Origin of the sequence: Pseudomonas putida (genome assembly GCF_001976065.1) — a bacterium.
GTDB classification, from domain to species: Bacteria; Pseudomonadota; Gammaproteobacteria; order Pseudomonadales; family Pseudomonadaceae; genus Aquipseudomonas; species Aquipseudomonas serbica.
Map to the genome: position 1 here is coordinate 136,800 of NZ_MNAH01000011.1, position 22,775 is coordinate 159,574.

The 22,775-nt window shown below is 63.1% G+C and carries 20 protein-coding genes; 6 read left to right on the forward strand and 14 right to left on the reverse strand.

The genetic code is table 11. The features are described from left to right. Nucleotides 1–8: 8 nt before the first annotated feature. Entirely contained in the window at nt 9–1,331 is a 1,323-nt protein-coding gene (locus tag BKX96_RS28360; RefSeq protein ID WP_046817536.1) for an FMN-binding glutamate synthase family protein, read from the forward strand. Nucleotides 1,332–1,512: 181 nt separating this feature from the next. Further along, complete coding sequence (locus BKX96_RS28365) at nt 1,513–2,838, forward strand: ammonium transporter (RefSeq protein ID WP_077186074.1); 1,326 nt, start codon at nt 1,513–1,515, stop codon at nt 2,836–2,838. A gap of 67 nt (nt 2,839–2,905) precedes the next feature. Here the strand turns inward: BKX96_RS28365 and BKX96_RS28370 are convergent, their stop codons facing one another. The 9 genes from BKX96_RS28370 to BKX96_RS28410 all read right to left on the reverse strand — a co-directional run bounded on the left by BKX96_RS28370 (nt 2,906) and on the right by BKX96_RS28410 (nt 14,032). After that, entirely contained in the window at nt 2,906–3,826 is a 921-nt protein-coding gene (locus tag BKX96_RS28370) for a bifunctional 5,10-methylenetetrahydrofolate dehydrogenase/5,10-methenyltetrahydrofolate cyclohydrolase (protein ID WP_046817534.1), read from the reverse strand. An 87-nt stretch (nt 3,827–3,913) separates the two neighbouring features. Then, nucleotides 3,914–5,593 carry an APC family permease gene (locus BKX96_RS28375; protein WP_046817533.1) on the reverse strand — a complete coding sequence of 560 codons (1,680 nt, stop codon included), beginning with the start codon at nt 5,591–5,593 and terminating at the stop codon, nt 3,914–3,916. Between the two features lie 145 nt (nt 5,594–5,738). Further along, complete coding sequence (locus BKX96_RS28380) at nt 5,739–8,081, reverse strand: trimethylamine N-oxide demethylase (RefSeq protein ID WP_046817532.1); 2,343 nt, start codon at nt 8,079–8,081, stop codon at nt 5,739–5,741. A 14-nt stretch (nt 8,082–8,095) separates the two neighbouring features. Next, nucleotides 8,096–9,463, reverse strand: a complete 1,368-nt coding sequence (locus BKX96_RS28385) for a trimethylamine monooxygenase (protein WP_077186075.1) — start codon at nt 9,461–9,463, stop codon at nt 8,096–8,098. Nucleotides 9,464–9,506: 43 nt separating this feature from the next. Next, on the reverse strand, nt 9,507–10,373 hold the full coding sequence (gene purU, locus BKX96_RS28390; protein WP_046817530.1) for a formyltetrahydrofolate deformylase: 867 nt from the start codon (nt 10,371–10,373) through the stop codon (nt 9,507–9,509). A gap of 29 nt (nt 10,374–10,402) precedes the next feature. After that, entirely contained in the window at nt 10,403–11,533 is a 1,131-nt protein-coding gene (locus BKX96_RS28395; RefSeq protein WP_077186076.1) for an aminomethyl transferase family protein, read from the reverse strand. A 34-nt stretch (nt 11,534–11,567) separates the two neighbouring features. Then, nucleotides 11,568–12,584, reverse strand: coding sequence for a heme-dependent oxidative N-demethylase family protein (locus BKX96_RS28400; RefSeq protein WP_046817528.1), 1,017 nt, complete (start codon nt 12,582–12,584; stop codon nt 11,568–11,570). 9 nt (nt 12,585–12,593) lie between these two features. Beyond that, nucleotides 12,594–13,523, reverse strand: a complete 930-nt coding sequence (locus BKX96_RS28405) for a PDR/VanB family oxidoreductase (RefSeq protein ID WP_077186077.1) — start codon at nt 13,521–13,523, stop codon at nt 12,594–12,596. Then, nucleotides 13,520–14,032, reverse strand: a complete 513-nt coding sequence (locus BKX96_RS28410; RefSeq protein ID WP_077186078.1) for a dimethylamine monooxygenase subunit DmmA family protein — start codon at nt 14,030–14,032, stop codon at nt 13,520–13,522. Before BKX96_RS28410 ends, BKX96_RS28405 begins: the two co-directional genes overlap by 4 nt. 223 nt (nt 14,033–14,255) lie before the next feature. On the opposite strand from BKX96_RS28410, the gene BKX96_RS28415 reads away from it, so the two are divergent. Genes BKX96_RS28415 through BKX96_RS28425 form a run of 3 tightly spaced genes read left to right on the forward strand, consistent with a single transcriptional unit; the run spans nt 14,256 to nt 16,791 of the window. After that, nucleotides 14,256–15,401, forward strand: coding sequence for an ATP-binding protein (locus BKX96_RS28415; protein WP_256721691.1), 1,146 nt, complete (start codon nt 14,256–14,258; stop codon nt 15,399–15,401). Then, nucleotides 15,370–16,041: a response regulator gene (locus BKX96_RS28420; protein WP_046817524.1), complete on the forward strand. Its 672-nt coding sequence runs from the start codon at nt 15,370–15,372 to the stop codon at nt 16,039–16,041. The genes BKX96_RS28415 and BKX96_RS28420 overlap by 32 nt, the downstream gene beginning before the upstream one ends. Beyond that, entirely contained in the window at nt 16,042–16,791 is a 750-nt protein-coding gene (locus BKX96_RS28425) for a PAS domain-containing protein (RefSeq protein ID WP_077186080.1), read from the forward strand. It begins immediately after the preceding gene. Between the two features lie 28 nt (nt 16,792–16,819). Here BKX96_RS28425 and BKX96_RS28430 read toward each other — a convergent pair whose 3' ends face one another. From BKX96_RS28430 to BKX96_RS28445, 5 genes are all read right to left on the reverse strand, one after another. Then, nucleotides 16,820–18,181, reverse strand: a complete 1,362-nt coding sequence (locus BKX96_RS28430; protein WP_077186081.1) for a purine-cytosine permease family protein — start codon at nt 18,179–18,181, stop codon at nt 16,820–16,822. 5 nt (nt 18,182–18,186) lie between these two features. Continuing rightward, nucleotides 18,187–18,864, reverse strand: coding sequence for a cysteine hydrolase family protein (locus tag BKX96_RS28435; RefSeq protein WP_077186082.1), 678 nt, complete (start codon nt 18,862–18,864; stop codon nt 18,187–18,189). A 108-nt stretch (nt 18,865–18,972) separates the two neighbouring features. Then, nucleotides 18,973–19,125, reverse strand: coding sequence for a hypothetical protein (locus BKX96_RS32960; protein WP_162837834.1), 153 nt, complete (start codon nt 19,123–19,125; stop codon nt 18,973–18,975). A gap of 134 nt (nt 19,126–19,259) precedes the next feature. Next, nucleotides 19,260–20,303, reverse strand: a complete 1,044-nt coding sequence (locus tag BKX96_RS28440) for an LLM class flavin-dependent oxidoreductase (RefSeq protein ID WP_046817520.1) — start codon at nt 20,301–20,303, stop codon at nt 19,260–19,262. 107 nt (nt 20,304–20,410) lie between these two features. Then, nucleotides 20,411–20,896: a flavin reductase family protein gene (locus BKX96_RS28445; RefSeq protein ID WP_046817519.1), complete on the reverse strand. Its 486-nt coding sequence runs from the start codon at nt 20,894–20,896 to the stop codon at nt 20,411–20,413. A gap of 322 nt (nt 20,897–21,218) precedes the next feature. Here BKX96_RS28445 and BKX96_RS28450 point away from each other — a divergent pair, with 322 nt between their 5' ends. Continuing rightward, entirely contained in the window at nt 21,219–22,625 is a 1,407-nt protein-coding gene (locus BKX96_RS28450; RefSeq protein WP_046817518.1) for a purine-cytosine permease family protein, read from the forward strand. Nucleotides 22,626–22,775: the final 150 nt, after the last annotated feature.

The window sequence follows — 22,775 nt, forward strand, 5'->3', positions numbered from 1 at the left end:
GAACAGATATGAGCGAGAAAAATACTCCGGTGCTGCGCGAGTCCGCGACTTTCGACCGCCTGACCATCCAGGAAATCCAGCGCGCCGCCGAGACCGGCATCTATGACATCCGCGGCGGTGGCACCAAGCGCAAGGTCCCGCACTTCGATGATTTGCTGCTGCTGGGCGCCAGCGTGTCGCGCTACCCGCTCGAAGGCTATCGGGAAAAGTGCGGCACCGATGTGATCCTCGGCAATCGCTTCGCCAAGAAGCCGATCCACCTGAAGATCCCGGTGACCATCGCCGGCATGAGTTTCGGTGCGTTGTCGGCCAATGCCAAGGAAGCCCTGGGCCGTGGCGCGACCATCGCCGGTACCAGCACCACTACCGGTGACGGCGGCATGACTCCGGAAGAGCGCGGGCAGTCGCAGCACCTGGTCTATCAGTACCTGCCGTCGCGCTACGGCATGAACCCGGATGACCTGCGCAAGGCCGACGCCATCGAAATCGTCCTGGGGCAGGGCGCCAAACCCGGTGGCGGCGGCATGTTGCTGGGCATGAAAGTCACCGAGCGGGTGGCCGGCATGCGCACCTTGCCGATCGGCGTCGACCAGCGCAGCGCCTGCCGTCACCCGGACTGGACCGGCCCGGATGACCTGGCGATCAAGATCGCCGAGCTGCGCGAAATCACCGACTGGGAAAAACCGATCTACGTGAAGATCGGCGCGAGCCGGCCTTACTACGACGTCAAGCTGGCGGTGAAGGCCGGGGCCGACGTGATCGTGCTCGACGGCATGCAAGGGGGCACGGCGGCGACCCAGGAAGTGTTTATCGAGCACGTGGGCATCCCGATTTTGCCGGCGATCCCGCAAGCGGTACAGGCTTTGCAGGAGATGGGCATGCACCGCAAGGTCCAGCTGATTGTTTCAGGGGGGATTCGCAACGGGGCCGACGTGGCCAAGGCCATGGCGCTGGGCGCGGACGCGGTGGCCATTGGCACGGCGGCGCTGATTGCGCTGGGCGACAACCACCCGCGCCTGGATGAAGAGCTGCACAAGATTGGTTCGGCCGCCGGTTTCTATGACGACTGGCAGAACGGCCGCGATCCGGCCGGGATCACTACCCAGGACCCGGAGCTGTCCAAGCGCCTGGACCCGGTGGAAGGCGGTCGTCGCCTGGCCAACTACCTTCGGGTGCTGGTGCTGGAGGCGCAGACCATGGCCCGGGCGTGCGGCAAGTCGCACCTGCACAACCTGGATCCGGAGGATCTGGTGGCGTTGACGGTGGAATCGGCGGCCATGGCGCGGGTGCCATTGGCGGGGACCAGTTGGATTCCGGGTTCCGGTTATTGAGGTGACCCCTTGTAGGAGCCGGCATGCCGGCGAAGGCGATCTTCAGGACGCCTTCGCAGGCAAGCCTGGCTCCTACAGGTGCGGTGTTTGCACTAGATATTCGAAGAGGCCCAGACGGCCCATTGTTTTGCTGCTTGCTCGCTGCCCGACACTTCCGATTTCCATTGCAGGAGCTTTGAACATGGTCAATCGTCTTCTCGGCAAATCCCTTCTGGGCCTGGTGGCGGCCGGTGCGCTGGTGCCCTTGGCGCAGGCGGCCGATGCGCCCACATTGAACACCGGCAGCACCGCCTGGATGGTCACCGCCACGGTCTTGGTGCTGTTCATGTGCCTGCCCGGTCTCGCCCTGTTTTATGGCGGCCTGGTGCGGGCGAAAAACATGTTGTCGTTGTTCACCCAGTGTTTCGGCATCGCCGGCCTGGTGGGCGTCCTGTGGGTGATCTATGGCTACAGCATGGTGGTCGACACCACGGGCATGGTCGAGGGCGAGGTGAGCCTCAACAGCTTTGTCGGCGGCCTGAGCCGGGCCTTTCTCGCCGGCATGACCCCGCAAAGCCTGGTCGGCGAGATTCCGGAAGGGGTGTTCGTGACCTTCCAGATGACCTTCGCCATCATCACCCCGGCGCTGATCGCCGGTGCCTTCGCCGAGCGCATGAAATTCTCCGCGGCGCTGCTGTTCATGGCGCTGTGGTTCACCCTGGTGTACGCCCCGGTGGCGCACATGGTCTGGGGCGGGGCGGGGGCCTTGATGCATAACTGGGGCGTCCTCGATTTTGCTGGCGGCACCGCGGTGCACATCAATGCCGGTGTCGCCGCGCTGGCCGCCTGCCTGATCCTGGGTAAACGCAAGGGCTATGAAAATACACCAATGCCAGCGCACAACCTGAGCCTGACCATGGCCGGTGCCGCCATGCTCTGGGGTGGCTGGTTCGGCTTCAACATCGGTTCCGGTGGCGGCCTCAGCGGCACGTCGGGCGTGGTCATGCTCAACACCCAACTGGGCGCGTGCGCCGGGATTCTGGGCTGGATGTTCACCGAGTGGTTCAAGGTCGGCAAACCGAGTGCGCTGGGTCTGGCCAGCGGTGCCCTGGCCGGCCTGGTGGGGATTACGCCGGCGTGTGCCTATGTAGGCGTGGGTGGTGCCCTGGCCATCGGCTTGTTGTGCGGAGTGTTCTGCTACCTGAGCGTCACCGTGCTCAAGCGCCGCTTCGGTTATGACGACAGCCTCGACGTGTTCGGCCTTCACGGCATTGGCGGGATGATCGGCGCTGTCTTGACCGGGGTGTTTTGCGTGCCGTCCCTGGGCGGGCTGGTGGAAGGCGTGAGCATGGGTGGTCAGGTGCTGGCGCAGATCAAAGGCGTGGCGCTGACGACTGTGTACTGCTTCGTCATCAGCTGGGTCATCCTCAAAGTGGTGAATGTCGTGGTCGGCCTGCGTGCCGATGAGTCGGTGGAAGAGATGGGCCTGGACTTGGCCGAGCACAATGAGCGTGCCTACAACCACTGATCGACGGGAACCCTGTAGCCCTGCAGGAGCGAGCAAGCTCGCTCCTGCATGTACACGTACATCAACATCAGACGAAGGCCGGTTCCGCCTGACGAGTCCGCGCCGCCCGCTGCAACTGGCTGGCGACCAGGGTGTTTTTCAGCAGATAGGCAATGGTCATCGGCCCGACGCCACCGGGCACTGGCGTGATTGCGCTGGCAACCGTGCGCGCACTGGCGTAATCGACATCGCCGACCAGTCGATTGCCCGACTCGCCGGTAATGCGATTAATCCCCACATCAATCACGACCGCTCCGGGCTTGAGCCAGCTGGCATCAATCAGTTGTGGTCGACCCACCGCTGCAACCACGATGTCCGCCAGCCTGCACAATGCCGGCGCATCGACACTACGCGAGTGCACCACGCTGACCGAGCAGTTGGCCTGCAGCAGCAGCGTTGCCATGGGTTTGCCAACAATGTTCGAGCGGCCGATGACGACGGCGTGCAGGCCACTCAAGTCCCCGCAGGTTTCGTGCAGCAGGCGCATGCAGCCGCTGGGTGTGCAGGGCGTCAGTACTTCGACACCCTGGACCAGGCCACCGACGTTTTCCCGATGAAAACCGTCCACGTCCTTGATCGGGTCAATGGCATGGATCACCGCCGCTTCATCGATGTGGGCCGGCAACGGCAATTGCACCAAGATGCCGTTCACGGTGACGTCGGCGTTCAGCTGCGCGATCAGCTCCAGCACCTCCGCCTGACTGGCGTTTTCCGCCAGACGGTACTCCAGCGAGCGGATGCCAACCTCCCTGGCCCGCAGCAGCTTGTTGCGCACATACACCTCACTGGCCGGGTCAGCACCCACCAGCAGCACGGCCAGGGCGGGGAAAATCTGTTGTCGGGCCAGGACCTCAACCTCTTCTCGAACCTCGTCGAGAACCAGGGCCGAGATGGCTTTGCCGTCGATATCGCGGGCAGGTGCGGGGGTGGCGTTGAGCAAAATAGTCACCGTTGTCTGGATTGAGTGAGTAGTGAAGCGATCATCGAGGCGCCGTTGCGCCCCGATGATTGATCAGAGACCTGCGGGCAAGGACGCTCAGGCTACCAGTTGATGGCAGCCATACACCACCAGCACGCCCGCGATCAGCGTGGCATAGGGCAACCAGCCGGCGCGTTTCAGCCCGGCATCGGCCTGCACGTGCAGCTCGTTGAGCATCGCTTGCGGGAAGCGCCCCTTGTCCTGCACATAGTGGCGATAGCAGAACACCGGCAGGATCAGGAGTGCCAGCAGCAGGCCCGTCACCAGGGTGCCGGCGCCCCAGATGTCGGCGCCCAGGCCCATGCAGGCCAGGTTGACGAAACTCAGCACACCTCCGGCCGCCAGCAGCACGGTGGGCGCCTTGTACGGGCGGACCCAGTCCGGACGATCCAGGCGATGGATCCAGCCGGCGTTGAGGTTGAGGAAGTTGAAGATGATGTAGCTGACGTTCGATGCCGCGAGCACGAATACATAGTCGGACATCAGCAACAGCAGCAGGTTGAACGACAGGTCGGTCCACATGGCGGCGGTAGGTGCGCCATGTTCGTTGGTGCGGCCCAGATATTTCGGCAGCCAGCCATCCACCGACGCCTGGTAGAGAGTGCGCGAGGAGCCGGACATCGAGGTCATGATCGCCAGCAACGTGGCCAGCACCAACATGATCAACACAATGTTGGCCACCACCTGGCCGCCGCCGATGCTGTCCGCCATGACCTGGCCCACGCCCATGCCACTGTAGATCGCGGGCGACAACAGGCCGCTGTAGACCGCCGGAGTGACCACCGCGCCACTGCCATCGAGCACGGCCGGCGTCACCAGCTGGCCCAGGCCCAGGCTGCCCTGGAACGCCAGGGGCACCAGGGTGAACACCAGGATGCACAGCAGGCCGGCATAGAAGATCGCCTTGAAGGTGTCGCGCTTGGGGTCCTTGAATTCGCGGGTGTAACACACCGCCGTTTCGAAACCGTAGGTCGACCACGCGGCCATGAACAGCCCGCCGGCCATCAGCGACCATCCTGAAATATCCCAAGGCCCGTCGATGACCTGGCCAGCCGCATCATGGGCCAGGGGGTACAGCGGCAGGAAGTTGGCCTGGGCCGCGTCCCCGGTGAACAACGGCACGACGCCCACCAGCAGCAACGGAATCAGCGAGGTCACACCAAGCACCAGGGTCAGGCGTGCCGAACGCAGGATGCCGCCATGCTGCACGGCAAACACCGTCAGCAGGATCAACAGGCCGATGGCGAAGGTCGCGTTGATCCGCAGCGACAGGCCGCTCTTGATCCAGCCCAGGTCGAGCAAGGTCACTTGCCAGGTATTGATCAATGCATCGGCGGGAAACAGCGCGGTGAGGATGTAGCCGGCCGCCAGCCCGGAGCCGATCGACAGCACCGGCGACCAGGCCAGCCAGTTGCACCACACCGACACCGGGGCAATCAGCTTGCTGTAGCGCACCCAGGCCACCGCGCCGTAGACCGAGGCGCCCCCGGACTTGTGCGGGAACAGCCCGGCAATTTCGGCATAGGTGAAGGCTTGGATGAAGCCGAACACAATCGACACGATCCAGACGATCCAGGCCGGTTTGCCAACCGTGGCGGCGATGGCGCCGATAGAGAACAACACCAGGGCGGGCACGCCACTGGCGACCCAGAAAGCCCCGCGCCAATCGATCTTGCGGTGCAGGCTGCCCACCGAGCCGGCGGCCTGCGGTACGGCCTCGAACGTAGTCGCTTCCATCTTCGTATTCCCATGTCTTGAGTAAAGCGGGACCTGTAGGAGCCGGCTTGCCAGCGAAAACGATGTGATGTCCAGTATCGTTTTCGCTGGCAAGCCAGCGCCTACAGGTGCGGGTATGGGCAGCAAACAATGAGTGTGAAGGCGATCAACTGCGTACCCGGCGCTTGTCCGGGTCGTAGAAAATCGCTGCGCTGACCGTGGCGCTGATGCGCTTCTGCAGGCCATCGACTTTGCCGATTTCCAGTTCCGTACCCGCGTCGGCACAGGCCACATCGAGCCGGCACAACGCGATGTTGCTGGCCAGCAGCGGCGAGCGACAGGCACTGGTGATGACGCCGACCCGGGCCCGACCGCGGTAGACCGGGTCGCCGTGGTGGGCCGCTTCGTTGCCGCTCAGTTGCAGGCCCACCAGCTTGTGGGCGGGATGGGCGCTGCGGCGCAGCAGGGCGTCGCGTCCGATGAAGTCATCGGTCTTGCTTTTCAGCGGTACGCAAAAACCGATGCCCGCCTCGAAGGGATCGGTCTGGTCGCTGAACTCGTAGCCGGCAAAGATCAGCCCGGCTTCGATGCGCAGCATGTCCAGTGCTTCCAGGCCCAGTGGCACCACACCCAGGGGTTGGCCCAGCGCCCAGATGCGGTCCCAGACTTTTTCCGCATCCTTGGGGTGGCACCAGACCTCATAACCCAGCTCGCCGGTGTAGCCGGTGCGGGAAATCATCAGCGGGCAGCCGTCATGCCCATCCATCCGGCCGACCAGGAAACGGAACCAGCCCAGGTTTTGCAGATCGGGCTGGCCCGGTGCCGTCCAGATCATCTGCTTGAGCAGGTCGCGGCTCAGCGGGCCTTGAACGGCCAGGTTGTGGATCTGCTCGCTGGCGGACTTGATCCAGACTTTCATGCCGAGTTTCTGTGCCTGCTCGCGCAGCCACTCGCCGGCGTAGTCGTCGCCGCCAATCCAGCGAAAATTGTCCGGGCCCAGGCGCAGCAAGGTGCCGTCGTCGAGCATGCCGCCGTGCGCGTGACACATCGCCGAGTACACCACTTGCCCCACCGCCAGGCGCCGCACGTCGCGGGTCAGGCAGTACTGCAACAAGGCTTCGGCGTCGGGGCCGATGATCTCGAATTTGCGCAGGGCGCTCAGATCCATCACCGCCACCCGTTCGCGGCAACCCAGGTATTCCTCGATCGCGCCATAGCCGTCGTAACGCAGGGGCAGCCACCAGTTACGGTAATCGACGAAGCTGCGGGTCAGGGCGCTGGTTCGTGAATGGAAGGCCGATTCACGGGTGAGGATCGGGTCGGCATCAGCCGTGGTTCGAGTGCTCATGGCGATGGAAAAACGCTCCTTTTCACTGTAAATGCGCACATGGATATCGGTCGGGTTCCAGCCGTTGGCCGGGTCGATGTCATCCGGGCACGAGGTACTGCCGCACAGCAGGTCGGTCATGGCCCGCAGCAGCACATAGTCACCGGGGCGCGACCAGGGTTCGTCGAGGGTCATCTGCTGGTGCGCGTCGATCCCGGTATTGAAGAAAAAATTGATCGCCGGCCAGCCGTTGCGCGGCTTCACCCCGTGGGGTGCCAGCACCCGGCTGAGGTTGTCGCTGCAGTTGTCGTGCCCGAAGTAGCCGTGGCTCTCGTAGTAGCGAGCGGCGCAGGCCAGGGCGAAAGAGTCGTGGCGGCCGACGGTGTCTTGCACCACTTCGAGCATCGGTTGCATGTGCCGGTCGAAAAACTTCGAAAACAGCCCCGGTGCCGGGTAGGCGCTGCCGTTCAAGGTGCGGGTGACGGTCTGGTCCAGGTCCAGTTCCTCACCGCGATCCAGCGCGCGTCGATCCAGGGCGACGAAGTCCGAGCACTGGCGTCCGGCGACGTCCAGCACTTGCACGTACTGGCCCTTGCCGACTGCGTAGCTGCGGGCAGTGCCGGGGCTCAGGGTGAACTCGTCCAGCAGTTCACCCAGGGGTTCCGGGAGGGCGGGCAGCAACAGTGCCGAGGGATTGGCCCGGGTCACCCACAGCCTGAGTTCGCTGGGCCGGTATTGTCGGTCGACCGAAGTCAGCCCGGCGGGTGCTGCGACGATCACCAGCAACTCAGCGCCGGCCACGAAATGCCGGCTGTAGCCGGCGGGGCTGTCGTCGTCCCACAGGGAGGCGGCGGCAGGCAGCTGTCGGGGGTCGACACCGCGTTGTACCAGTGCCTGTCTCACCCGACGTGCCTGCGCGCTCCCGTCGACCAGGCGTGAAGCGATGAACCGGCAACTTGGCGAACCGCTCAGCACCCAGTCGGGGAGCGCGCTGCGGCCGTTGGCGGTCAACGCCAGCAACTCGCAGGGTTGCTGGCCTTCAAGGTCGATCACTTGCAGGCTGTCGCCGGGCTGCAGTGCGACCAGGGTCAGGCCACCGGCCGCCACCCGGTAGCGCTCAAGGTCAGGGGCGCGGGCATACAGGCCGGGCTCCCGGGGTCGCGAAAAACGGGGTGCTTGCATGACAGGCTCCAGGGTCAGCCGACCGACTTGATGGCGGCGGGCGGTTCACCGAGGTACGCCGCCATGGAGTCGTCCAGGGCCTGCAACCACGGGGTGTGGTGGGGCGGCGACTGGGTGCCGGTCATCAGCGAGCGGTAGGACTTGTCGCGGTAACCCATGATGTTTTGCGCCTTGTCATGCTTCCAGTGCAGAAAGGTCTGGTTGACCGCGGCGATGTCGAAATCGGGGTAGTCGGTGGCATCCACCAGGTGCTGGATGTAGGCGCCCTGGTACTCGAACATCTGCTGGTTGGTTTGCAGCGTCTGTTCCCGTTCATGCCACTGGTGGCTGTCGGCAACCATCTCGGCCTGGGCTGGCAGGCCTATGCGCCCGAGGATGACGTCGCGGGCGTACCAGGCCTGGGCATCGAACATGTTGAAGGAGTACCACTGGTCCTGCATGCCGAGGTAGATCAGGCGCGGGTTGGCTTCCCAAAACACGCCTTTGTAGAGGTTCATGGGCCACAGGCGGTTGTCGGTCTTGAGGCTCAATTCGTCTGGCAGGAACGGGAAGTGATGCTTGTAGCCGGTACACAGAATCACCGCATCGATGTGCTTGCTGCTGCCATCGATGAACCAGGCACGGTTGTTTTCCAGGCGCTGCAGCAGCGGTTTTTCTTCCCAGTTGTCCGGCCAGGCATAGCCCATCGGCGCGCTGCGATAGCAGCTGGTGATGCTGCGCGCGCCGTACTTGTAGCATTGCGAGCCGATGTCCTCGGCCGAATAGCTGCTGCCGACGATCAGCAGGTCCTTGCCCTTGAACTCCAGTGCCTCACGGAAATCGTGGGCGTGCAGGATGCGTCCGGCGAACTGTTCGAAGCCCTCGAAGTACGGCACCTTGGGCGTGGAGAAGTGGCCGCAGGCGTTGATCACATAGTCGAACTGCTCGCAGGTCAGCGTATCGTTGTTATAGTCGTGGGCGTGCAGGGTGAAGCGTTGGCTTTGCTCATCGAAAGTGACCTGGCGCACCACATTGTTGAAGCGGATGTAGTCACGCACGCCGGCCTTTTCGACCCGACCCTTGATGTAGTCCCACAGCACTTCGCGCGGCGGGTAGGAGCCGATGGGGCGGCCGAAATGCTCTTCGAAGGTGTAGTCGGCGAACTCCAGGCATTCCTTGGGGCCGTTCGACCACAGGTAGCGGTACATGCTGCCGTGCACCGGCTCACCGTTCTCGTCCAGGCCGGTGCGCCAGGTGTAGTTCCACATGCCGCCCCAGTCATTCTGCTTCTCGAAGCAGACCAACTCGGGGATGTCGGCGCCCTTGTCGCGGGCCGACTGGAAAGCGCGAAGTTGGGCCAGGCCGCAAGGTCCGGCGCCGATGATTGCCACGCGTAAAGTCATGATCGTGCCTCGTAATGGCTCTTGGGATAAAGGGCAGGCGCGCTCAGCGAAAGATCACTGTCTTGTCCTGGTTGATGAACACCCGGTGTTCCAGGTGGTATTTGAGGGCTTTGGACAGGGCCACGGTTTCGGTATCGCGGCCGATGGCGACCAGGGAGTCGGGCAGATGGGTGTGGTCGACCCGCTGGATTTCCTGCTCGATGATCGGTCCCTCGTCGAGGTCGCTGGTGACGTAGTGCGCCGTGGCCCCGATCAGTTTCACCCCGCGGTCGTAGGCCTGGTGATACGGCTTGGCGCCCTTGAAGCCCGGCAGGAACGAGTGATGAATGTTGATGGCGCGCCCGGACAGCTGTTGGCACAGGCCATCCGAGAGGATCTGCATGTAGCGGGCGAGTACCACCAGGTCGGTGCGGGTGTCCTCGACAACGCGCATCAGTTCGGCTTCCTGGCTGGCCTTGCTGTCCTTGCTGATGGGCAGGTAGATGAAACGAATGCCTTCGCGTTCGGCCATCGCCCGCAGGTCCAGGTGGTTGGAGACCACGGCCGTGATGGTCATGTCCATCTCGCCCTTGCGGTGCCGATACAGGAGGTCGGTCAGGCAGTGGTCGAACTTGCTGACCATCAGCAGCACCCGGGTCGGCTGGCTGCTGCAGAAGAGCTGCCACTGCATGTCGAAGCCACCGGCCAGGTCGCCCAGGTCTTTGCGCAGGGCAGCGACATCGCCGCTGACGCCGGCGTTGAAACGAAACACCGCGCGCATGAAAAACTGCCCGGTGAATTCGTCGTCGAATTGGGCGAGCTCGCTGATGTAGCACTGTTGCGCCGCCAGGCAGGTGGTGATCGCGGCGACGATGCCGGAGGCTGCCGGGCAATTGATCTTCAGAATGTAGTGTTCGGGGGTGTCCATCATCGGCTCCTGGATGCAATGAAAAAAGCGGCTCAGCCCTTGGCCGTGCGCTTGGTTTTTTCCGGGTCATCGAAGGGCAGGGCATGGGTCAGCGCCGCGCTTTCCAGGCTGCCGCGAACCTGCAGGGCAACACCGGGCATGGCGCAGGTCGGGTGCATGCGGGAGAGGGCCATGGAACGTTTGCTCAGGCGCGAATACATGCCACAGGTGATCACGCCCACTTGTTTGTCGCCTTGCCAGAGGGTGTCGCCGGCCTCGGCGGGGCGCACGCCTTCGAGCAATACGCCGGTGATCCGGAAACGCTCCTGGCCGCGCAGGCGAAAGTGCTCGTCGGCGCCGCGGAATTCGCGTTTGTCCGGGGACACGGTGAAATCCAGTCCCATTTCCCACAGGGTGTCGCCGGCTTTCTGGTCGGCGAAGGGGTACATCTGCGAGTTGTCGTAGGGAAAGAACATCAGCGAGCTTTCCACCCGCAACCAGTCCAGCGCGGTGAAGGCGCAGGGAATGATGCCCAGGCTCGCGCCCTGTTCGAGGATCGTGTCCCACAGCGCCGGGGCATCGGCGGCCTTGCAGAAAATCTCGTAGCCGCGTTCGCCGGTGTAGCCGGTCCGGGAGATCATCACCGGGCGGTCGAACAGGCGGGTCTGCAGGTGGTGGAAGTAGGGCAGCTGGCGAATGCCGGGGACGTGCTCGGCGAGAAAGTCCACGGCCAATGGCCCTTGCAGCGAGAGGTCGTGCAGATCGTCGTCGAACAGCACAGCCACCTGCCGGCCCTGGGCCGAGCGCACCAGCATTTCATGCCCGTTGCCGGCCCCGTGCACCACCATGAAGGCATTGGGTCCGGTGCGGTAGACGATGCAGTCATCGACGAACTTGCCATCTTCGTCGAGCATCGAGGCGTATACCGATTTGCCGGGGTAGAGCTTGGCGATGTCGCGGGTGGTGGCCCACTGCAACAGGCTTTCGGCGTGGGGGCCGACGTAGTGGACTTTCTTCAACCCGGAGACATCCATCAAGCCGGCCCGGGTGCGGATCGCCTGGTGGTGATCGGCCAGTTCACTGCTGTAGGTCCAGGCAGTGCCCATGCCGTTCCAGTCTTCCAGGTTGGAGCCGAGTGCGCGGTGCCGTTCGGCCAGTGCAGAAATACGCCATGAGTGAGCCATGTGGGGATCCTTGTCGGGAGAAAGTGGTAAGGGGTCAGGCTTGCGGGTCGAAGCGGCTCAGCCACTGGACCAGGGTCTGTCGGTAGCGGCTCATGCCTTTGTACTCGGCGATCGGCTCGGGCAGGTCGCGCAGCACGCGGTGCAGGCGACAGCCCCAGCCGGGCTGGGTGACCAATTCGTCCATGCTGATCAGGTAGGTGCGGATGCTGAACATCACCGCGTTGCTGCGGGGCAACCGGGCCATCACTTGCAGTTCGACCCGCAGGTGCACTTGCTGCCCGACGTTCTCGGCCGTCATGCGGCCTCGGTCGGCGCCCCATTCGTGGAACGTCTCGGGTGAGGAGTCGAGGCGCGGTTTGATGGTCAGCGTCCAGTTCAGGCGGCGTACCGGCTGCCCGACCTGCAGGGCCAGCAGGTACTTGAGTGCGCGGTCGAACACGCCCATCTGGTGAGCCATGGGCACCGGCGAATGCCACTGCTTGAAGCTCATTCCGGCGTCGAACGCCAGGGACCAGTCGGCGGGGCTGGTGACCATGCCGGCGTCCATGTACAGGTCACCGTCGCGCTGGTCGAGCAGGGCGAAATCGCCCTGGACCTGGCGGGTGATGAACTCCAGCGGCTCGCAGGGCAGGCTTGCGGCATCGCCGAAGACAAAGTGCTGGTCGATGTCCAGCAGATGATTGCGCCAGTGCCAGTGCTCGCCGTCACGCTCCAGCACGAACCACTGCGGATAATCGGCGGCAAGCTGTTCCATGAGCATCTGCAGGGCATCCCACGCCGCCACTTGCATGTGCGGCATCACCAGGTAGCGGCGCGGATCCTTGTCCAGTACCAAGGCGCGTTCGGCCATTTCCGAACGGTAGTGCTCGTCGATGTCGAAACCGTGCTGGTAAATCGAGCCGGGGTCCCGGGACGTGGCCGGTTCGATGTTCACCGAATACAGGTAGCTGTCCTCGGTGAACGGAAAGGGAAAGCGGCGGATGGCGGCGGGGCTGTTGCGGAAACTGAAGTCGTTGCGGTAGCTCAGCACCGGGCTGGATGGAATGGTCATGGTCGACTCCTAGAGGTCTAGCGAAACGCAGGGCCCGCGGCCGCGAGAGACGCAGGGCATGAGAAATTCGCCCTGCTCGGCTGGGCTGAGGAAGCTGTCGCGGTGTTCGATGTCGCCGCGCACATGGCGGGTGATGCATTGGCCACAGACCCCGCCGCGACACAGGTTGGGGACATGCAGGCCGGTGGACTCCAGCGCTTCGAGCAGACTCTGTTCGGCCCCGACCCGCAGGCGCTGCCCGCTGCGCAGCAGTTCCAGGTCGAAGGCTTGCCCAGGTTCTGCGGCCTTGAAGGCTTCCCAGTGCACTCGCGTCAGGGGCCAGCCCAGGGCCCTGGCCTGTTGCCGGACCGCATCGAGCAAGGGCTGCGGGCCGCAGGCATAGACATGGCTGCCCAGCGGGCGGTCGCGTAGGATGGTGTTCAGGTCCGGGCGGCTGCTGTAGGTGTGCAGGCGCGATCCCAGCCGTTGTTGCAAGGGCTCGACATAGGCATCGCTCAGGCCAGGGCGATACAGATAATGCAGTTCGAAATCGGCCTGGCGTCGCTCCAGCTCGGCGATGTGCGCCATGAACGGCGTGATGCCGATGCCGCCGGCGATGAGGATGTGCAGGCGGGCGGTGGAGTGCAGGGCGAACAGGTTGGCCGGCGGCGAGATCTGCAGCGTGTCACCCACCTGGACGTGCCGGTGCAGGTAAAGCGAGCCGCCGCGGGAGGCGTCCTGCAGGCGTACGGCGATGCGGTAGTGGCGGCGGTCCGCCGGGTCGCTGGTCAACGAATAGGCATTGCGCACCTGGCCACTGTCCAACGGCAGGTGCACTTGCACATGACTGCCGGCGGAGAATCCCGGCAGGGCGCCGCTGCAGGGTTCCAGGGTGAGTTCGCGCACCCCCTGGGTGAGCATGTCGGCCGCGCTCACCCGGACCTTCAGCGAGGCGCTCATGGCTGGACTCCGGCACAAGGCTGGTCGGGGTTGCTGCATACGCCGAGGTAAGCCCCCAGGCGTCGGGAAAAGTGCTGGCGCACCTCCAGCCCGACTGCACAGCGCACGCAGGTCATCGCCGGCTGCGGTCCACACGCCTGGGTCAGGCCGCAATGCACGCAGTACACCTGGCGCTGGCCGACGGTGGTGTGGGTGATGTCGATCTCGTCGTCTTCCAGCCCGGCGGCGCGAGCCTGGGCATGAATGTGCCAGACGAAGGCCTCGTCGCCCATGATGTACAGGTGACTGCCCACGGTGGCGCTGCCCAGCACCTGCTGCAGGCGGGCCTGGAAGTCGCTGTTCTGCTGGTTCAGCACCAGGGGCTGTTGCAGGTCGCCGACAACGGACGCGCAGGCGGCCGCCGATTGCATGACCACGATATGGCGGGTGGCGGCTTCACGAGGCTGCGGCTGGCGATAGCGCGGGAGGCTGTGAAGTCGATCCGTGGCGGCGCTGTGTCTATCCGTCATGTTGGCTTTCCTGTTGATCCGCCCCTGTTGGCAGGGCGGGGAAGGTGGCGTTGCACAGGGCGTGTTGTTTCTTGTTGAGGAAGATAATTTCCTACGGGGAAAAATCTCTCAATCCAGAAAAAGCGCTACCTCTTTGGGGGTAGGCCGTGCACAGCGACCATTCGGGGCATGGAAGTTGCTCGTCCTTGCCAACAGCCGAGCAAGCGACGGGGAGTGATCGAGAGTGCGAACACGAGTGCAGTGGTGGCCGCTCTGGTTGGGGCGTGTCCGTCCCGAACAGGCGCGCAGCGTGCGCCAGCTGTTGGCCGGGTTGCCCTTGAGCCTGGTGCACGCTGACGGTGCCCTGGCGGTTTTCCTGGACCGTTTCGAAGCACTGATGCCCGGTTGCCAGCTGAACCTGACCCTGGCCGGTGTCGAGCCGACACCGGCTCGGCGCGGCGTGATCGAGGGTTGCCAGGGCGTGGCGCACTGTCCGCGGCGTGCCTCGGCAGCGAGCCAATCAGCCCAGGCCTGTGGCCCTTGTCGGCAAAGGGGCGTGCAACGCCTGCTGTGTGCCGTACCCAACGGCGACCAACCCGGCAGCGGCTGGTTGCTGCTCGATACGCCACGCGCCGCCGGCTCAAGCTGGCGCCAGTTGCTGGAGGAGGCCGCGCAGGCCGTGGACGTCAGCGTGCGTCTGCTCTGTCACAGCCGTGAACAGCAGCGTCGGCAGGCGACTTTCCGGCACGGTGCGTTGGCCCGTGAACTGCACGATTCGGTGGCGCAGCAGTTGGGTTACTTGTCGTTCCAGGCGAGCCTGCTGCAGTCGCAACTGGGCGTGCCTGCGCAGGCGGCTGAGGTGTTGCAGGAACTGCGCGGCGGCTTGAGCCAGTTGCAGCGCCAGGTCCGGGAATTGATCACCAGCGCCCGCCTGACCATGGACGGGCGCTCCCTGCGCCAGGCCCTGGCCGACTCGGTCGCGGAGTTCTCACGGCGCTGCATCATCGTGTTCGAACTGGACAACCGCCTGGCCGACGATGCCTTGGGCGCGGAAACCGAATTGCAGGTATTGCAGATCATCCGCGAGGCGCTGGCCAACGCGGTGCGTCATTCCCATGCACGCCATGTGCGCATCGAGCTGCGGCAAGACCAGCACGGTGATGTATCGGTGTCGGTGGAGGATGACGGCATCGGCCTGAGCCCGGCGTCAGGGGAGGACAACCATTTCGGCCTGGCGATCATCCGCGAGCGGGCCGCGAGCATTGGCGCGCGGCTGGCGATCGAGGCCATCCGTCCGCACGGGGTACGCGTACACCTTGGCCTTTGCCGTCACCAGGATTTGCCTGAGGGGAGTTTCGATGGATTGCACGACCTTGTTACTGATCGATGATCACCCATTGTTTCGCAAGGGCCTGGCCCAGCTGTTCAGTACCAGCGACGACTTTGAAGTGGTGGGGCAGGCCGCCAGTGGCCGCGAAGGCATCAACCTGGCCGTGAGCCTGGCGCCGCAACAGGTCCTGCTTGACCTGCACATGCCCGGCCTGAGCGGCTTGCAGGTCCTCGATGAGCTGCGCCAGTTGCGCCTCGACTGTCAGGTGGTAGTGCTCACCGCGTCGATGGATCGCGCCGAACTGCTGATGGCCCTGCGCCTGGGGGCCAGCGGTTATGTGCTCAAGGAAACCGAGCCCGATGCACTGCTGGACTACATGCGCAATTGCAACCGCGGCGCGATTGTCCTGGATTCGAGCCTGATTGCCTTGCTGGCCGACCAGGACGCGCCGACGCCTCGGCCCGGGCACGATCTCGATCAGGCCGACACCCGCAACCTGACCGAACGCGAAGGCCAGACGCTGGCCCTGATCGCCGCCGGCATGAGCAATAAGCAGATCGGCCGGGAACTGGGGATCAGCGACGGCACGGTTAAGATCTATGTGAAGAATCTCTTGCAGAAGCTCAGTCTGCACTCGCGCCTGGAACTGGCGGCCTGGGTGCATAACGGCGCATCGGTGAGACACGAGGAGCGGCATTAGATGATCGATCATCCAGAGGCAACCCTCCCGGCAGCGCCTGTGCAGCGGATGGATCACTTTCCGGCGGCGTTACTTGAACTGGCCGACGACGGCCGCATTGTTCACTTCAACCTGGCATGGGTCGAGCTGATGGATCGACCCCAGGGCGAGCGTTACCTGATTGACCATGTGCACCACGAAGACCGTTCGATGTGGCGCCAGGCGTTGCATGAATTACGGCGGCGGCCCGAGACCTCGTTCAACCAGCGCCTGCGTTTTGTGCACCCGTCGGGGGAGTTGCGCTGGTTCGAGGTCAGCCTCAAGCGCGGTGACCAGGGGTTCTACCTGGTGGCGGGGGACATCACCGTGCACAAGCGGCGCGAGATTGCCTTGCTGGCCAGCCAGCGCAGTTGCACGAGCCTGCTCGACAGCATGCCGGGGCTGATCTATCGCGGCCGCAACAACCGGGACTGGACCATGGAGTTTGTCAGCGCCGGATGCCTGCAACTGACCGGCTATCCAGCGGAGCGGCTGGTGGACAATCACGAGTTCACCTACAACAGCCTGATCCTGGCGCAAGACGCCGATTATGTCTGGCGCGAAGTGCAATATGCCCTGTCCCGGCGCGAGCCGTTCGAACTCAACTACCGGATTCGCTGCGCCGATCATTCGATCAAGCACGTCTGGGAGAAGGGGGTGGGGATCTATGCCGATACCCGAGAAGTGCTGGGCATCGAGGGGGCCATTTTCGAGCGCAACGCCGGGCATTGAGTCCGGCGTTGGGCTCTCCAGTGATGGCTCAGGACAGTCCAGCGACTCGTTCGCCGCGCTTGCCCAGCTTCATCAACCAGTAGTAACTCAGGGCCGGCACCAGCAAGCCCACCAGCCAGGCCAGGTCGACGCCTTCGAGCGCCGTGGCCACCGGGCCGACATAGAGCGTGGTGTTCATGAACGGGATCTCCAGGGCAATCGCCAGGACGAAGCTGCCGCAGGCGATCCAGTTGAACCGGCCATAGATGCCGTTGAGGTCGAAGATGTCCTCGATCCGGTATTCACCTTTGCGCAGGCAATAGAAGTCCACCAGGTTGATCGCCGTCCAGGGGATCAGGAAGTAGCTCATGAAGAAAATGAAGTTGAGGAAGAAGGTGATGAAGTCGTCCTGACTGATGGTGCACAGGCTGGTCGCTACCACGCTGATCACCAGCATGAACAGGCCGCGTACCCGTGGCGTCACCTTGATGCGGGCAAAGGGCTCGATCACGGTGATGGTCGACATGAACGCCCCGTACAGGTTGAACACGTTGATCGACACCTGGCCATAGACGATGAAGGCGAACAGCAGGATCGCGCCGCTGCCGAACAGACCAGCGACATGGCCGCCGACGTTGCTGGAAAAATCGCCGATGCCGACGCTCAGGATCGCTCCCAGAATCATCATCCATGCGCCGCCGCTGACCGTGCCGGCGTAGCTGTACCAGAACACCTGTGCGGTTGACGTTTGGCTCGGCAGATAGCGCGAATAGTCGGCGACATAGGGCGCATAGGACAGCTGCCAGGTCACGGCAATGCTGACCGCCACCAGGAACTTCGACAGCGAGAACCCCGTCGGCAGCCATTGCTCGGCCGGGATCGACAGTTGCAGGGCGAACAGCGTGGCGGCGGCGAACACCAGCAGCGAGAGAATCGACAGCAACTTCTGCAAGCGGTGAATCAGCCGGTAGCCATACAGCGCCACCACGAAACACAGGGCGCCGATCAGGTAGATGTTGCCGCTGGCCGGCAGCGGGCTGACCGACTCCAGCGCCTGGGCCGCCAGCAGGGTATTGCTGACGAAGAACCCCAGGTAGATCAGCATCACGAACAGCAGCGGCAACACCGCCCCGAGCACGCCGAACTGCGCGCGGCTCTGGATCATCTGCGGAATGCCCAGTTTCGGCCCCTGGGCGGAGTGGGAGGCCATGAAAATCGCCCCCAGCAACGAGCCGACGATGATTGCCAGGGCGCTCCAGAACAGGTTGAGCCCCATCACCACCGGCAGTACGCCGGAGGCGATGGTGGTGATGTTCATGTTGGCGCCGAACCAGATGAAGAACAGCGACCCCGGGCGGCCATGGCGTTCGGCTTCGGGGATGAAATCGATGCTTCTTTTTTCGACTTGCATGGCGATTACTCCTGAGTCCGGACGAGTTGGGTTTGCAGACGGGCAATGGTGCCTGGCAGCTCATGGGGCTGGTGGGCGAACAGGTCCGGGTGCTTGGGGTTCAGGCTCAAGTAGTCGCGGTTTTCCAGGGCGCGTTGGCATTCGCAGCAGGTGAGGATTTCCAGGGAATAGACCCAGTTGGCCATGATCAACAGGGCCGAGTAGTGACCGGCCAGGGTGGTCGTGGTGCAGGCGTCGCTGACCAGGCGAATGTGATAACCCAGGGCGAAGGCATCGAACACCGTGGTCAGCACGCAGACATCGGTGAGCACGCCGCAAAGGATCAGCGTTTCGACGCCCATTGCCTTGAGCCGGGCATCCAGGTCGGTTCGGTGGAAGGCACTGTAGCGGCCTTTATCGACAATCGTTTCATCCGGTCGCGGGGCGAGACTTTCGATGATCTGCACCTGGCGGGTGCCGGCGCGATAACCGCTGGGACCGCCATCGGGTGCGAGGGGTTCGCCGCGCGGCAGGTCGTTGCCATCGGCTTGATTGACATGACGGGTGTAGATGATCGGCACCCGCTGCTGGCGCGCGGTTTCGAGCAGCGACGCGGTGTTGCTGACCACTGCGTCGAAGTGTTCGAGGACGAAACCGTCCTCCTGTTGCATGTCGATGATCAACAGTGCGTTTTTATTGTTCATGAGCAAACCTGATCATGGCCGGACGCTGGTGCGTCCCGAAGCACAATGCAGCGCAAGCGTGAGGCTATCGCCTGACGTTCGACTGCGTGGATTCCTGTTCGGGTGGGCTCAGTGAACTATTTGCCAGAAGCCGTTCTGCTTGGCGGTAACGCTGGCGCGCAGGCGCTTGAAATGCAGGTGCGAAGACGTCCAACCGCCGCGCAGGTAAGCCCGCGCAGCGCTGGAGGGAAGGGCGAGTGATTGGAGACGACCATTGGACATGGGAATCGGCCTACACATCAGACATCAATCCTTGTGGGAGCGAGCCTGCTCGCGAAACCGGCGTGGCAGGCATATCAATTTCGACTGTCAGTGCGCAATCGCGAGCAGGCTCGCTCCCACAGGGGAAGGGGTAATCAGCGGAACGCCGGGACGACGTGCTTGATAAACAGCTCCAGGGACTTTTTCTTCTCGGCGTGCGGCAGGCTGTTGTCGCACCAGAAGCTGAACTCGTCGACGCCCAGTTCCTGATAGTACTTTATGCGCGGGATGATTTCTTCCGGGGTGCCGATCATGGCGGTCTTGTGCAGACTCTCCAGTTCGAACTCCGGACGGCCGGCGAATTTCTCTTCCGGGCTCGGTGCCAGGAAGCCGTTGACCGGGGTTTCCTTGTTGCCGAACCAGGCATCGAAGGTGCGGTAGAACTTGGCGATCGCCTTGGCCCCGACTTTCCAGCCTTCGGGATTGTCGGCCGAGTGCACGTGGGTATGACGCAGCACCATCAATTGCGGGCGCGGCACGTCCGGATTGTTGTCCAGGGCGGTCTGGAACTTGTTCTTCAGGTCGAGGACTTCTTCGTCGCCTTTCATCAGCGGTGTGACCATCACGTTGCAGCCATTGGCGACGGCGAAGTTGTGCGAGTCCGGGTCACGGGCAGCGATCCACATCGGCGGGTTCGGCTTCTGGATCGGCTTGGGTACGCTGGTGGACGTCGGGAATTTCCAGATATCGCCATCATGGGCATAGTCGCCTTGCCACAGGGCACGCACCACCGGGACCATCTCCCGCAGTGCCTGGCCGCCGCTGGAGGCTGGCATGCCGCCGGCCATGCGGTCGAATTCAACCTGGTAAGCGCCACGGGCCAGACCCACTTCCATGCGCCCGTTGCTGATGACGTCCAGCAGGGCACATTCACCAGCGACCCGGATGGGGTGCCAGAACGGCGCGATGATGGTGCCGGCGCCCAGGTGGATGGTGGTGGTCTTGCCGGCCAGGTAGGCCAGCAACGGCATCGGGCTTGGCGAAATGGTGTATTCCATGGCGTGGTGTTCACCGATCCATACGGTGCTGAAACCACCGGCCTCGGCCATCAGCGTCAGTTCGGTCAAGTCTTCGAACAACTGGCGGTGGCTGACGCTCTCGTCCCAACGTTCCATGTGTACGAACAGGGAAAATTTCATGACGCTACCTCGAATCTCTTGTGGTCGACCCGTCGACTGCGGGGCTGTTGAATATTGGTATACCATAATACGAAACTACTGCAAAATTTTTCGATTATTGGCAGGTGTCATGCCAGAACGGGCAGCGCGCCCATCTTGCCGTGGCAATACACCAGCGGCCCGGCGTTCTGCTGGGGCACGATCAGGTTCTTCACCGCGCCGACCATGATCGCGTGATCGCCCCCTTCATATTCGCGCCACAACTCGCATTCGATGACCGCCGTGGCGTTGGCCAGAATCGGATTGCCCCGTTCGCTCAACGTCCACTCGATGCCCTGCGCCTTGTCCTTGCCCTTGCGTGCGAAGGCATAGGCTTCGCTCTGCTGGCCGCCGGACAATACGTGAATGGCGAAGCGCTTGTTCTTGATCAGGACCGGGTAGGAGTCTGAGCTGTAGTTAGGGCAGAACAGCACCAGGGCCGGGTCCATCGACAGCGAGCTGAAGGCGCTGGCGGTCAGGCCGACGATCTGGCCGTCGTCATCGAGAGTGGTGATCACGCAGACACCGGACGGGAACGAGCCCATGACTTGTTTGTAGATGGCGGCATCGATCATTGGACTGTCCTCGGGAGTGAACGTGGTTTTTATGTGTTTGTAGGTCTGATGGTATACCGTAATACATCGTTTGCAAGGTCTTTTTCGGTGAACCGATAAACGTAGGGTCATCGTCGCAAAGGCAATGTTTACGGGGCTTTAAGCGGCTCATCAATGCAGCATGTCGGGCAGGATGACGGATCAGATGGGCATTCAAAGACCGGATCAGTCTTGTGAAAATGTTGGAATACCATAATATGGTGCGCATCTGAGGGGCGGCCAGAGAGTGCCCCCGGTTTGGCTTCATACAAAGATAAGAACAGACAAACTCGAGTTCATGCATATGTCCCAGATGTCCCGGCAAGACCCGTTGATCGAGAATCACACGGTCGACTACGTTCCACTCGCAGAGCGCCACGGGAAGGCCCGCGATCTTTTCACCCTATGGTTCAGCACCAACATTGCGCCGCTGCCCATTGTCACCGGTGCCATGGTGGTCCAGGTGTTCCACCTCGACCTGTTGTGGGGGCTGCTGGCGATTGCGCTCGGGCACATGATCGGTGGACTGGTGATCGCCCTGGCATCGGCCCAGGGGCCACGGATGGGCATTCCGCAGATGGTCCAGAGTCGGGGTCAGTTCGGTCGTTATGGCGCGTTGCTGATCGTGTTTTTCGCCGCACTGATCTACGTCGGCTTCTTCATCTCCAACATCGTGCTGGCGGGCAAGTCGATCGTCGGCATCGCCCCCTCGGTGCCGGTGCCGGCGAGCATCCTGATCGGCGCCCTGAGCGCCACGGCGATCGGCGTGATCGGTTACCGCTTCATCCATACCCTCAACCGCATCGGCACCTGGGTCATGGGCAGTGCCTTGCTCGCCGGGTTCCTCTACATCTTCGCCCATGACCTGCCGGCGGACTTCTTCACCCGTGGCAGTTTCAACCTGTCCGGCTGGTTGGCCACCGTGTCCCTGGGGATCATCTGGCAGATCAGCTTTTCGCCCTACGTGTCGGACTATTCGCGCTACCTGCCGGCCGATATCGGCATCGCCAAGCCGTTCTGGGCCACCTACCTGGGGGCCACCCTGGGCACTATCCTGTCCTTCACCTTCGGCGCGGTGGCTGTACTGGCGACCCCGCAAGGCACTGAAGCGATGGCTGCGGTGAAGCAATCCACCGGCTGGCTGGGGCCGATCCTGATGGTGCTGTTCCTGCTCAATATCATCAGCCACAACGCCTTGAATCTGTATGGCGCTGTGCTGTCGATCATCACCTCGATCCAGACCTTCGCCAGCCAGTGGACGCCGAGCGTCAAAGTGCGCGTGGTGTTGTCGACGGTGGTGCTGGCGGGCTGCTGTGTGGTGGCGCTGGGCGCCTCGGCGGACTTCATCTCGCAGTTCATCGGGCTGATCCTGGCGTTGCTGCTGGTGCTGGTGCCATGGGCTTCGATCAACCTGATCGACTTCTATGTGATCAAGCGCGGGTCCTATGACATTGCCTCGATCTTCCGTGCCGATGGCGGGATTTATGGGCGCTTCAATCTGCATGCGATCGTGGCGTATTTCATCGGGATCATTGTGCAGTTGCCGTTTGCCAATACGTCGTTGTATGTCGGGCCTTATGCCAATCTGGTCGAGGGTGCGGATTTGTCGTGGCTGGTGGGGTTGGTGGTGACTTGCCCGCTCTACTATTGCCTGGCTACCCGTGGGCGGGCTGAGCAGGGCCGGGCTTCGAGGTTGGGTTATACCGATTGATGGTTTTTATTTGTCTGGAATGCCCGGCTTTTGGCCGGGCATTTTTGTTTTGGTGAGCTTTGAATATATTCGGGTTCCTACCTTATCGCGGCTATACACGATCTACTGTAGGAGCTGGCTTGCCAGCGAAGGCGGCCTTACAGCCGACCT

Excerpts from the sequence above, each read along its gene's own strand:
- BKX96_RS28360 (WP_046817536.1), top strand. The coding sequence starts at position 9 with ATGAGCGAGAAAAATACTCCGGTGCTGCGCGAGTCCGCGACTTTCGAC.
- BKX96_RS28365 (WP_077186074.1), top strand. The coding sequence starts at position 1,513 with ATGGTCAATCGTCTTCTCGGCAAATCCCTTCTGGGCCTGGTGGCGGCC.
- BKX96_RS28375 (WP_046817533.1), bottom strand. The coding sequence starts at position 5,593 with ATGGAAGCGACTACGTTCGAGGCCGTACCGCAGGCCGCCGGCTCGGTG.
- BKX96_RS28380 (WP_046817532.1), bottom strand. The coding sequence starts at position 8,081 with ATGCAAGCACCCCGTTTTTCGCGACCCCGGGAGCCCGGCCTGTATGCC.
- BKX96_RS28385 (WP_077186075.1), bottom strand. The coding sequence starts at position 9,463 with ATGACTTTACGCGTGGCAATCATCGGCGCCGGACCTTGCGGCCTGGCC.
- purU (WP_046817530.1), bottom strand. The coding sequence starts at position 10,373 with ATGATGGACACCCCCGAACACTACATTCTGAAGATCAATTGCCCGGCA.
- BKX96_RS28395 (WP_077186076.1), bottom strand. The coding sequence starts at position 11,533 with ATGGCTCACTCATGGCGTATTTCTGCACTGGCCGAACGGCACCGCGCA.
- BKX96_RS28400 (WP_046817528.1), bottom strand. The coding sequence starts at position 12,584 with ATGACCATTCCATCCAGCCCGGTGCTGAGCTACCGCAACGACTTCAGT.
- BKX96_RS28405 (WP_077186077.1), bottom strand. The coding sequence starts at position 13,523 with ATGAGCGCCTCGCTGAAGGTCCGGGTGAGCGCGGCCGACATGCTCACC.
- BKX96_RS28410 (WP_077186078.1), bottom strand. The coding sequence starts at position 14,032 with ATGACGGATAGACACAGCGCCGCCACGGATCGACTTCACAGCCTCCCG.
- BKX96_RS28420 (WP_046817524.1), top strand. The coding sequence starts at position 15,370 with ATGGATTGCACGACCTTGTTACTGATCGATGATCACCCATTGTTTCGC.
- BKX96_RS28425 (WP_077186080.1), top strand. The coding sequence starts at position 16,042 with ATGATCGATCATCCAGAGGCAACCCTCCCGGCAGCGCCTGTGCAGCGG.
- BKX96_RS28430 (WP_077186081.1), bottom strand. The coding sequence starts at position 18,181 with ATGCAAGTCGAAAAAAGAAGCATCGATTTCATCCCCGAAGCCGAACGC.
- BKX96_RS28435 (WP_077186082.1), bottom strand. The coding sequence starts at position 18,864 with ATGAACAATAAAAACGCACTGTTGATCATCGACATGCAACAGGAGGAC.
- BKX96_RS32960 (WP_162837834.1), bottom strand. The coding sequence starts at position 19,125 with ATGTCCAATGGTCGTCTCCAATCACTCGCCCTTCCCTCCAGCGCTGCG.
- BKX96_RS28440 (WP_046817520.1), bottom strand. The coding sequence starts at position 20,303 with ATGAAATTTTCCCTGTTCGTACACATGGAACGTTGGGACGAGAGCGTC.
- BKX96_RS28445 (WP_046817519.1), bottom strand. The coding sequence starts at position 20,896 with ATGATCGATGCCGCCATCTACAAACAAGTCATGGGCTCGTTCCCGTCC.
- BKX96_RS28450 (WP_046817518.1), top strand. The coding sequence starts at position 21,219 with ATGTCCCAGATGTCCCGGCAAGACCCGTTGATCGAGAATCACACGGTC.